Origin of the sequence: Spirulina subsalsa CS-330 (genome assembly GCF_028330765.1) — a bacterium.
GTDB lineage: Bacteria > Cyanobacteriota > Cyanobacteriia > Cyanobacteriales > Spirulinaceae > Spirulina > Spirulina subsalsa_A.
In genome coordinates this window covers 1-10,918 of the sequence record NZ_JAQMTY010000107.1, presented here as the reverse complement: position 1 = coordinate 10,918, position 10,918 = coordinate 1, and the positions used below count along the sequence as shown (strand labels likewise).

The window sequence follows — 10,918 nt, the reverse complement described above, 5'->3', positions numbered from 1 at the left end:
CTGTCGTTCTCGAAAAAGGTGGAGAACCACATTGGGGCGATATGGCTGTTCATCCATGAGTACAATCGGGGCATCAGAGAGAAGCTGGCGGAGCAAGATGCCCCTATCTTTTCCTCTAGCCTGCACTAAAATGCACTACCATTTTGTCTATAGCCGCTACACCCAAAAGCTCCGTTACTTCAAGTTAATTGGCAGCGAATACACTGAGCAAGCTGTGCAGGAGTGTAACCCGTTGGTGTGGTTGCCGGATTTACAGGTGGGTTTGGGTCTGTGGCAGGGGGTTTTTGAGGGGGTTGCTGCCCCTTGGCTGCGCTGGTGTGATGGGTCGGGACGTTGGTTGCTCACGGATACGGAGCAGGAGCGACTGGCGAAGGATCAGGAGCGGCAAAGGGCAGATCGACTGGCGGCGAAATTGCGGGAGTTGGGTGTTAATCCGGACGAGGTTTAAGCCTCGTCCTGAACGATCAACTCTCTATTTGCGCTGTCGTTTTTTCGTCTGTTGTGGTGGTTCCCACGATCGCAAGTCTTCAACGGTCACGCCCAGATCGCGCCCTTCTTCGGCGACAAATTCGGCGTAATAATCCCCCATGGCTTCGCCGTAGTCGTTGGTGTTGGGGTCGTTGTGCCATTGTTTGAGCCAGGGAATCAGGTCTTGGAGGGCGGCGAGGAGGGGGATTAAGCGCGGATCGCTGCGGCCGCCGTGGTTTTCTTTGAGGTCGAGGTGATAGCTGGCGATCGCGCCTGCAAGTTGTAAATGGTCATACCCGGCCCAGGCGATCGCGGGTGTGCCGTCGGGGTGGTTGCTGTCGGGGAAGCTGACCCAGCGTTCTTTGGGCACGTCGAGTTTGCCGCGCAGTCGCCAATAGTGGGTTTTTTGAAAGTCGCTGCTTTTATATTTCGGGGGAACGGCGATCGCGCCAATTTCCTTTTTGATGATTTCGGGGAGTTCGGGGGGGTTGATGTGGTGGGGGTGGTCTTTGGGGAGTTGGCTGCGGGCGGTGAGGGCATCTTCTTGGCGTTGTTTGTCCCAGGTTTTTTCCCATTCCTGGCGTTTGCGTTGGCCGCTGGGTTTGTGGCGGTGTTGGGGCAGGAGGGGGACGCTTTCGGGTTGCACGAGGTCGAGGACGAGGCGATACACATCAAAGGCGGAATCTTGGCGGTAGATTGCGCCGATGGTTTGGAATTCGGAGTCTTTGGCGGCAAGGTCTGCAACTTGGGCGATGCTCACGATCGCAATCTCAATCGATCCCCCTAAATCCCCCTTAAAAAGGGGGACTTCCGGATTCTCTCCCTTTTTAAGGGGGACTTCCGGATTCTCCCCCTTTGTTAAGGGGGGCTGGGGGGGATTCATCCGGCCATCAATATCAAAGTAATGTTCTAACCGATTCAGTAACCAGGTTTGCAGAGCGCGATCGCGTTGGCTTTCCCAGGGTTCGATGTTCCAGCGGCGTTTATATTCGGGTTGTTCGATCAGGCGCAGGTTTTTGTTTTTTTCGATGGTGCTGATCCGTTTTTGGATGAGGGCTTGATAGTCGGCGGGCCAATGGCTGGGGATTTCGGTGATCGGTTGGCTGTTGTGGCGTTCAAACCAGGTGGTTTTCAGGTCTCCGGCGGCGATTTGTCGCGCCATGATGATTTCAAAGGCACGTTCGCCGAGTTGGATCGGGGGTGGTGCAGCGGCATAGGTGAGGGGTTCGGTGATTAGTCCATAGTGCTGATAGGTTTCCCAGTCGAGTTCTTCTTGCTGGGCGATCATCTGCTGAAGGGTTTGCAGCCATGCAGCTTTTTCGTTATGCAGATCAGCGGCTGGGGTTTGGGTTTGCCATGTCTGCGCAAGTTGATCGAGTTTTTCGGCTAGTTTGAGCGGTTTTGTTTTTGCGATCGGAAATTGTTTAAGCTTACTACCATCAAGATCATAAAAATCTTCAAACTTCACAGTAGTTTGTCTAGCACCATGTTGATCTACCGTACTACCTTTACAGTGAAAAACCTGTTTCATCCAAAAGCAAGCGATAGAACTATTCAACAATCCCAACAACGCCAAATGATCGCGCTCTGTCGCTTCGGGAGGCAACTTAATCACCGGAGCCGATTGTTTAAAAACTTTGCCGCCGCGATCTAAAACAAAATGGTTATGGGTTGCAACTGAAGCAAAGGCAATACCTGAATTTACATACCGTTCAGGATGAAAACGAGAAAATTCATACCAAGTTTTCCCAATTTCTCTATGTGATCCATTGGGTTCTCTTCGATTCCATAGTTGATCTCTAAAGTGCCATAGCCATCGAAATAAAGAATCTTTTTCTATTTCTGTTGTAGGGCAAAGATTTTGAGTATAAGGAAATAAAATCGATTCTTTCTTTGTAATAATCCAATCTCTTAATATCTCACCTTCTACAAAATTAGATATAAATTGGGGCTGTATTTTTTGTCTTTGAAAAGTGTGTAAGTCTGCAATATAAACTTCATCATTTCCTGTATGTGCAACACGTCCAATACTGATAGTTAAATCTCCTAGTTTAAGTTTTACGCGATCAAGTTCATCTTTTAATTCACTCGCACCACCACCACCCAAAGACCACGGATGCTGATAAAACGTCTCGCGCACCACATCCGCCACACTCACAAACTCACTCTCCGACCCTACCACATCCACCTGATTTAAAATCGCTTGCCACACCAACCCCAGAGCCGGATCGTCCGGTGTAGAAGGCTCCCCTCGAATTCCCAACACAGCCCGCACTGAATGATTCACCGGCTTTTGATTGCGGCCAAACAAAATCACCGTCGGCGTACCATGCCCCGGAATATAAGCCCCCGAAGTATCGATCACATGGGTTAAATCCACCCTCGGAAAAAAGCCCTCGATCAACTTTTTACCAAACTCCCGCTTCATGAAACTATTTGACGTGATTTGTCCCGTAAACCCCCCATCAATTGCCAACTCAAAAATGCGCTCCATAAACGGCACAGTCTGGGCATATTGACGATGACAAGACGAATATCGCGCCCGATAAACCGCATTACTCGCCTTATCCTTCGGCACAATATAAGGCGGATTTGCCACCACTGCATGATAAAAACCCGGCCGCAAAATTGTTAACAGTAAATCAATATCCTCCGCAGAATAATGATGTTGATTCGTCGTGCGAAACTCCTCGCCAAAATCCAACGCCGTTTGGACACCCTCCCCATGTAACAACGCATCCCCACAGACCAAATTAAACCTAAAATCTTGGGCATTTTTGAGCGTCTTAATCCCCGCCACCTGCAACGCCGCCACTAACAACCGAAACCGAGCGATCGCGATCGCATAAGGGTTAATGTCCACCCCATGCACCCGATCCAATGCCCACTGTGCGATCGCCGCCGAATTCGCCCCCGGCTCCCGCTGCAAGCGGTGATCCACCAACCGCTCAAACGCCCCCAGCAAGAAATGCCCCGACCCACAAGCCGGATCAATCAACCGCACCTCCTCCAGGCCAAACGTTGCGATCGCCGGTTCCAGTGTCCGATCCAGAATGAAACCCTCCACAAAATCTGGCGTTTGTAACAGCGCATAGGTCTTGCGGACATACTCCGAAAGATCCTGATAGAGATCCCCCAAAAACCGCGTATTCCAAGCCGGGTCAGTAAAATCATGCCTCAGCGCCCCCGTACTCGGTTCAACCTGCTGCCAAAACTTCAATAACTGAATTGCCCCATACCCACTCAGCCATGTAGGCGCGATCGTATAAATCGGGTTGTAGTCCGCCCCAAACACCCGCTCCAACCCCGGCAACCGCGCCCAATCCGCAAACACCGCCAACAGAAACTCGCGATCCGTCTCGCGGGGATGAGCGCGAATAAACGCCTCGTATTCATCCCGCGCCATCTGAAGACGCGGCCCCACCCCCGCCAACATCGGCCGCTCCACCAAGCCGTTATCCTCCAGAAACCGCCCAAACACACAACACAACACCCACGCCACCGCCACCTGCTCAATTTGCCCCGTGCGCCACTCCTCAAAACTCAACGCCGTCCGCTTCGCTTGAAAGGCTTCATCATATTCCCGGCTTAATCGAGATGCGATCGTGGGTTCCGATTGGGCGCGATCGAGCAGGTCGTCTTTGAGGAGTTTGAGCAGAGGTTGATAGTCAGGCATGAGATTAAGACAGGTCTCCAGGGTTCAATCGTTATCATTATGGAGTGACATCGCCGCTGCTGATGACACTGGATCTTATTTCGCAACACCCCCTAGCCATGGCCTCCACTCCCCAACTCGATCACCTCCTCGCCCAACTTTCACCCGAACATCTGCAAGTATTGACAGACTGTGCAGCGTATTTGCTAGAACAAGAACGTCACGCCGCGACCCAAGAACTGCTTGATATTCCGGGTTTGCTAGAACAAGTTCGCCAAGCCCAGCAAGACCCGATCAGTACCTATCAAAACTGGAGAACCCTACGCTCTGATGTATGACGTTCTGCTCAGTCAAAAAGCGCAAAAGGTTTACCTCAAAGCAGACAAAGCATTGGCGAAGAAATTGGCTCGGTGTCTGCAACAACTGGAGCAAGATCCGCGATCGCACCCCAACATTAAACCGCTTACCGGTGAATTCTCTGGCTGCTACCGCTACCGTTTGGGAAACTATCGCGTGATCTACTCGATCAATGATCAACAGGTACAGGTTTTGGTGTTGGCGATCTCCCATCGCAGCAAAGCCTACGGCGGATAACGGTTAAGGGTTTCGGAGCCATGCCCGTGGGACAGGAACCCGTTGCCCTGGGCTGAGGAGGGGAACCACCTGACCGGCAATTGCGGCGCGATCGCTCGCCACCAACAGCCAGAACCCCGGTAATGTATCCCCTTGGCCAACGCGATCGCGCAATCGCTCCAAAAATGCCATTTGGTTATATCGCGCCAACATCGCCGGGAAAATCATTAAACAGGGTTGAGTGAGGGTGAATATATGCGCCTCCACCGGCTCCATCGTGCGCCGCACCAGGAGTAATAATTTGTCCCAGTCCCCGGTATGGGGTTGGGCATCGGTTTGTAACACCAGATCCCAATTGACCCGCGCCGCTGCGGCCACGGCTTGGAGGTGGGTTAAAAAGAGCCGCTCAAAATCTAAGATGTTCACCGAGAAGCGATCGCTTAACCGTTCGGCGGTGGGGAGATAATGCTCTTGGGTGGTGGTGAGGGCGAGAAAGGTGCGATCGTTGAGGCTGCGCTCTAACCGCGCTTCAAATTGTTGGCGGGTGAAACTCACCGCCGACAGGGGAGAGGCTTCAGAATGACCCATCGTACTAGAAAATAAACTCCGCGAACTACTGAGCCCCGTGCCTAGAACAGGATTCGGGACATAAACCTTGTGAGCATCATCCCAGTGGAGTTCTAAGCGTGCGGCCTGTAACAGTGCGTCGAGGTGCGGACGGGAAGGGATAGGGGCAGCGGCCGGATAGCGACTCATCACCCGCCCTTGGATCTGCTCAATCGACAGGGACGGTGCGCCGTGTAAGGCTCCTTGGGAGAGCTTGATCGCCCGTTCTGCGGCTAAATTCTGGGGATAAAATTCCTGACGACTGGATAAGGCGGCATGGGTCGAGGCGGCAGCCGCCAAAATCACGAGGCGATTTTCTTGCAGGGGTAGCACGTCGGGCGGCGGCGGGATTTCCTGTAGGGTGGCTAAACTGCGAGCTGGGGACAGTAATGGGTCAGCTTGGGCGAGGCGATCGGCACAGTCTCCCAATTGAAAGGCATAGTCCGCGAGGGATGCGGCAGTGGCCACCAGATGGCGCGAGTCTTGGTGATAGGATTTAAAGCGGGGCTGGGATAATACTTGCTCTGCTTCGAGGGCGACTCGCAAGACGGCGATCGCTAATTGTTGCCGCCGCTCGATCTGGGTTTCTTGTGACCCGCGTGCCACGAGCAAACTTTGGGCGAGTTCTGCGATCGTCATCACCCCACCGGCTCGGTTGAGCACCTCCAACACATCCGTCCGGAGCTGGGTAATCGCTGGTAAACGATACCAGCGTTTCTGGAATTTTTCCAACACCTGACCGATGCGATCGCCGCTCAATGATGCCCAGCGCGCAATATCTTTGCCACTGGGCCAAAACCCAGCGGGTTCTGGGGATGGTTCAGGGTCACTGGTGGACGGGGGACGGTTGGCCAATCCGAGTAGCATCCCAATCACGCCGTCCTCGGTGTCTCCGTCTTTGGGGGTGGCTTGGACACGTTGCGCTAAAAAATCAATGCTCAGACGGGCAACGTCACGGGTTGCGGTGGGTGTTGTCTCCGCTGCGCCTGAGTTCGTGAACCGCTGCCGAATCAGTGTCGCGAGTTCATTAATGTCGCGCCGCCGCTGGTTCACAACGCCCCGTAACTGCATCAGCTTTTGGGTCGAAGCATCACGGAGATCCTGAACTGTGAGAATGTTGGCGCGATCGAGGGCTTCGAGTAAGGGGGCTTCGAGGTCGAGGGCCTGCAAACGAGTTTGGAGATCGAGGGTTTCAATTAACCCTTGCAACCGTTCCCAAGTGGATGTGGCGGGTTCGCTCGACTCCCGGAAACAATCGCGCCACTGCTCTAGCATTTCGGCGGCATTGGCAAAGCGTTCGGCTGGATCGCGCCGAAATGCTTTTTGGAAGAATTCTAGGAAGCGATCGCGAAGCTGGGTGAATTTTTCCGCATCTAAGGTGATCTCACAATCCAAATGGGATGGATCGCTCATCCCATCCCCCCATTTTGGAAAATCCCCCGTTGCCATCTCATAGAGGGTGATCGCAGCCGCGTACCGTTCCGCTGCCGAGTCCCAACACAGCGATGGCCGGAGCGGTAAAAAGGGGTCAAGGTAGCCGCTCGTGCCAGCCCGAATGTTTTGAATGGGGGTCTGAGCCAGGGAAAAATCAAATAGGTTGAGGTGGAGTTGACCATTGGCCCCAGACTGACCCACGGCAATATTATCGGGTTTGATATCCCGATGGGCATACCCCACATCTTCGAGGTAGCTCACCGCCTCCAAGAGGTCTGCCCCAAACCGCTGGAGCAGATCAAGCTGTAAGGTTTTCTCACGGCGCAGGCGTTGGCGGAGCGTTTCAATGGTTTGCTTGTCCCGTTGAACAAAAACGGGCTTCATTAAAAAGCCCCACCAGTCCCCAATTTGAACGCACTTGTGCAATTCAACAATCCGGGGGTGACGCAGTTTTTGAATCACGTTGGCTTCGGCGAGGATGCGATCGTTGTAGTGGGTCTCGCTGGCCACCTTGAGCACTAATAATTGTTCGTCTTGCTTCACAAGCAGGCCCACGGAACAGCCACCGCGCCCCAATCGCTGCACTACTTCTAAGCCTCCGGGTAATGTTTCCCCTTTGTTGGCATCGGCTGGATGTTGGGTCGGGGTCGGTTCTGGGCTTGTGAGTTCTTCTTCTACGTCATCTAGATCAGCCAAAAAATCTGCGATCGCCGGGTAACGGGCTTTCACACTGCTTTGGGTGCTCTTATCAATCAGATATTCCAAACTGAGGGCTGCCCCATTGAGAACGGCACTAATTTGTAATCCCTTCGTTTGACGCAGTTTCTGACTCAATTCCAACCCATTGGCGGCCGGTGGTATGCCCGAAAACAGAAAATAGGCGATCGCCCCCAAGGAAAAAATATCGAGATATTCCCCCACGAGGTGCGGATTCGTCAGGGCCTCCGGCGCAATATAGGCTGTATTCTGATCTTCGACGAGACGATCAATATGGGTGGTGACTTGATTGCTTTGCCCCGTGGTCGATCCCCCTTCTTGATAGGCCACCTGCCAATTGAAGATCTTACAGCGCGGTTTTTGCTGCCCAACCCCCGTAACCCAAATGCTCTGAGGACAAAGGGCGCGATGGAAAACATTATGGGCATGGCTGAACTGGATCGTTTCTGCCAACTGTCGCAGCAGGTTTAAGCGCACCTGCACATCCAGTTGGTCGCCATACTGCGCCAAGTAATGATCAAGGCGTAACGCTTCAGCATCCTGTTCAAAAAATAAGGCCGGCCCCAGTTCGTGGGTCATGAAGTGCTCACACCGCACAATGCCGGGATGGCGAAGCTGCTCTAAAAGCTGAAATTCGCGCTCGGCGGCCCGTTGCATCATGCGCCGATCGTCTGCGATCGCCCCGGAATGCACCGGATAGATGCGAATCCGTCGCTGACTTTTACTGATCTGAATATGGGTGGCTTGCCAATCTTGATAGCTATCTGTTTGCTCAATCACCTGAGCCAGTTGATAATCACCCACTTGCTTGTAGCGCTGGGGGCGTCGGATGCCCGCCTGTTCCATGGCCCGCTGCACCCGTTGCATCATGGCGCGATCGTGGGTTCCTGTGGCAATTTGCCGCAGCCCTAAACAGTCCCGCTCTTGGATTGCCGCCATAATCCCCGGTGAGGAGGGGCGATCGCGCAGACAAACATTGTATTGAGCCGTCCCCTGTAGTTCACACTGCAAACCCTTGGCAGAACAAAACACTAAAGTTTCCATGAAGGGCGGCCGTTCCCGCCGCTGAAAAATCGGCTGAGCTTCTAAGAGACTCTTTAAACGCTTGGCCTTCCGGTTTGCTAACAGCAGGGGATTATCAAGCGTTTGTAGTCGCCCTTCATGTTCCCAGATCCACGTTCCCGCATCACCACGCAGATAACCCGGACGACTCTTGATCTCAATCAGGAAAAAGCCTTGCGGGGAAAACACCAGCAGATCAACTTCATTTAAGCTGCCATCCAGGGCGATAAATTCAAAATTCGACCAGGCATAGTAAGGATATTGGCTGGGCAGACGCTCACGCACAAAGTCGAGTGCATCCCGTTCCCAAGCAAATGGAGATTCTTCAACCGTTAGCCAGTTACTCATTGGCTGTTACTCTATCCCCTAAAACTCTGAAGAGACTTGATTACCACCATACACTTAGACCCACGCTGAAGCAGTCCACAACCCATTTAACCAGAATGCTTATTCAGATCACGTCTTGATTTTTAACTTACAAACTCTGTAAGTTTCAGAGTTTGTGAGCATTGTAGCCTGTGAATACCGGAGTCTGTGAGTACCGAAGTCTGTGAGTACCGAAGATTGTTGATCGATATCACACCAACGAGATAGCGATCGCCCCCTCAACGGACGATAAAACGTTAAACTGACAGAGTATCAGACCTTCAGAGTTACAAACTTACGAACTTACAGAGTTACAAACTGATAGATAATGCCCAAGATTCTCGCGATCGCCAACGGAAAAGGCGGAGTCGGCAAGACCACAACAGCCGTTAATCTCGCCGCAATCTTCTCCAAAACCTACACCACCCTCCTAGTCGATGCTGATCCCCAAGCCTCAGCTTCTTGGTGGACTGAGCGGGGGGATATGACATTCGATCTCGCCACGGACAGCAACCCCGATTTACTCGGTAAGCTCCCCCAAATTACCGACTACGAACTAATTGTTGTGGATACCCAGCCGGCTCTCCGCTCCGAAGCCTTGAACGCCATTTTGAATGTTGCTAGTTATGTGGTGTTACCTACGCAACCCACGCCGTTAGATTTAACCGCTCTCATTGAAACCGTGAAAAGTGCGATCGCACCCACACAGGTAGACTATCGAGTGCTGATCACCAAAGTTGATCCCCGCAGCATCACCGAAGCCATGGATGCTCAACAAGCTCTCCTTGATGCAGAAATTGCCGCCTTCAATAGTTTCATCCGCGCCTATAAAAGCCATGAACGTGCTCCCCTAGAAGGAGTTCCGATCACGCAGATGAAAGGTAAAAATGCTGCGATCGCCGCCTCAGACTACCGCAAAGTTGCCGATGAACTGAAGAGGGAGTGGAAATGAAACAACGTAAAACCTTGAGTGCTCTAGTGGGAGACGAAGCACGTAAACCCGTAACTACCAAACTAACAGAGTTACAAACTCCGAAACCAACAGAGTCACAAACCACCCATCCGACCCCTGCAAACGCCCAAACAGAGGCACTCCAACCCCAAAAGTCTGTCACTCCAGAACTAACAGACTCTGTAACTTTGGTAGAACCTAATCAACAAACTCACAAACTTACAAACTCTGTTAGTACCGAAGCATCTCTGCCCAAATACCTCCAACTCATCCGTAAAGAAGCCCGTTTACGGGAGGATCAAGTGGATGCACTCTTCATGTTAGCCCGCCGTCTTAACCGCCAGAAGAAAGGTGGAGAGCGCATCACCGAAAACACGCTGATCCGAGTCGCGATCGATTTACTCCTTGCCCATTCTGACCAACTGACCGGAACCACAGAACAAGAACTCCAAGACTCCATAACCCCAAATCCGAATCCAACAACCCAGTAACTCAGCTCAGGCTAGCCCTTGCTCAAAGGAGGCCCAACTGCGATCGCTACTCCAACCGCTCTGGATTCTTCAGCGATTTCTTTTGGGACGACTTCAAACGCCGCTCCACCTTCTTGATATCTTCAGCCGGGGGCAAACGTTCCGGTCGAATCCCGCGATCGAGCAATGCACCGCGAATCGTAGCATTGTTCGTGATGTGTTCGTCACTGATTTCCGGTTCAGTGCGAAAATCATTTTCTTGCGTATTGTGGATCGTGATTTCTGCGGCCAACTTTTTCGCCGTGAGAATAATCGTCGGCGCAAAATCCGCCAAAGGTTGCTTATCCGGCACATTCCAGGTCGCCTTCATTTGCTTCGTCGAGCGTCCGAACAGAGCCGTATCCCCCTTACTGCGAATCAGTCCAAAGTGGCGATCGCTCCCCGTCTGCTCAAAAATGACCTTAGATAACTCCTTGGTAGTGCATTTTAGTGCAGGCTAGAGGAAAAGATAGGGGCATCTTGCTCCGCCAGCTTCTCTCTGATGCCCCGATTGTACTCATGGATGAACAGCCATATCGCCCCAATGTGGTTCTCCACCTTTTTCGAGAACGACAG

7 protein-coding genes and 1 pseudogene are annotated in these 10,918 nt (G+C 52.5%); 5 read left to right on the top strand and 3 right to left on the bottom strand.

Annotation, left to right across the window (positions count from 1 at the left end; all coding sequences use genetic code 11):
* The first annotated feature begins 130 nt into the window (after positions 1 to 130).
* Positions 131 to 448 (top strand): hypothetical protein, encoded by a 318-nt coding sequence (locus tag PN477_RS07310; RefSeq protein WP_272118368.1) that lies wholly within the window; start codon positions 131 to 133, stop codon positions 446 to 448.
* 24 nt (positions 449 to 472) lie between these two features.
* On the opposite strand, the gene pglX is transcribed toward PN477_RS07310, so the two are convergent.
* Positions 473 to 4,144 (bottom strand): BREX-2 system adenine-specific DNA-methyltransferase PglX, encoded by a 3,672-nt coding sequence (gene pglX / locus PN477_RS07305; protein ID WP_272118367.1) that lies wholly within the window; start codon positions 4,142 to 4,144, stop codon positions 473 to 475.
* A 98-nt stretch (positions 4,145 to 4,242) separates the two neighbouring features.
* Here pglX and PN477_RS07300 point away from each other — a divergent pair, with 98 nt between their 5' ends.
* Together PN477_RS07300 and PN477_RS07295 are read left to right on the top strand one after the other, a co-directional pair.
* Positions 4,243 to 4,461: a hypothetical protein gene (locus PN477_RS07300; RefSeq protein WP_272118365.1), complete on the top strand. Its 219-nt coding sequence runs from the start codon at positions 4,243 to 4,245 to the stop codon at positions 4,459 to 4,461.
* Positions 4,454 to 4,717 (top strand): type II toxin-antitoxin system RelE family toxin, encoded by a 264-nt coding sequence (locus PN477_RS07295; protein WP_272118363.1) that lies wholly within the window; start codon positions 4,454 to 4,456, stop codon positions 4,715 to 4,717. Before PN477_RS07300 ends, PN477_RS07295 begins: the two co-directional genes overlap by 8 nt.
* A gap of 3 nt (positions 4,718 to 4,720) precedes the next feature.
* Here PN477_RS07295 and pglW read toward each other — a convergent pair whose 3' ends face one another.
* A complete protein-coding gene (gene pglW / locus PN477_RS07290; protein WP_272118361.1) occupies positions 4,721 to 8,863 on the bottom strand; it encodes a BREX system serine/threonine kinase PglW in 4,143 nt (1,380 codons plus the stop codon).
* Between the two features lie 346 nt (positions 8,864 to 9,209).
* Here pglW and PN477_RS07285 point away from each other — a divergent pair, with 346 nt between their 5' ends.
* Together PN477_RS07285 and PN477_RS07280 are read left to right on the top strand one after the other, a co-directional pair.
* Entirely contained in the window at positions 9,210 to 9,833 is a 624-nt protein-coding gene (locus PN477_RS07285; RefSeq protein ID WP_272118359.1) for a ParA family protein, read from the top strand.
* Entirely contained in the window at positions 9,830 to 10,324 is a 495-nt protein-coding gene (locus PN477_RS07280) for a superantigen-like protein SSL4 (RefSeq protein WP_272118357.1), read from the top strand. The genes PN477_RS07285 and PN477_RS07280 overlap by 4 nt, the downstream gene beginning before the upstream one ends.
* 46 nt (positions 10,325 to 10,370) lie before the next feature.
* Here the strand turns inward: PN477_RS07280 and PN477_RS07275 are convergent.
* Positions 10,371 to 10,793, bottom strand: a pseudogene (locus PN477_RS07275) (DNA damage-inducible protein D); the annotation flags it as partial.
* Between the last annotated feature and the right edge of the window lie 125 nt (positions 10,794 to 10,918).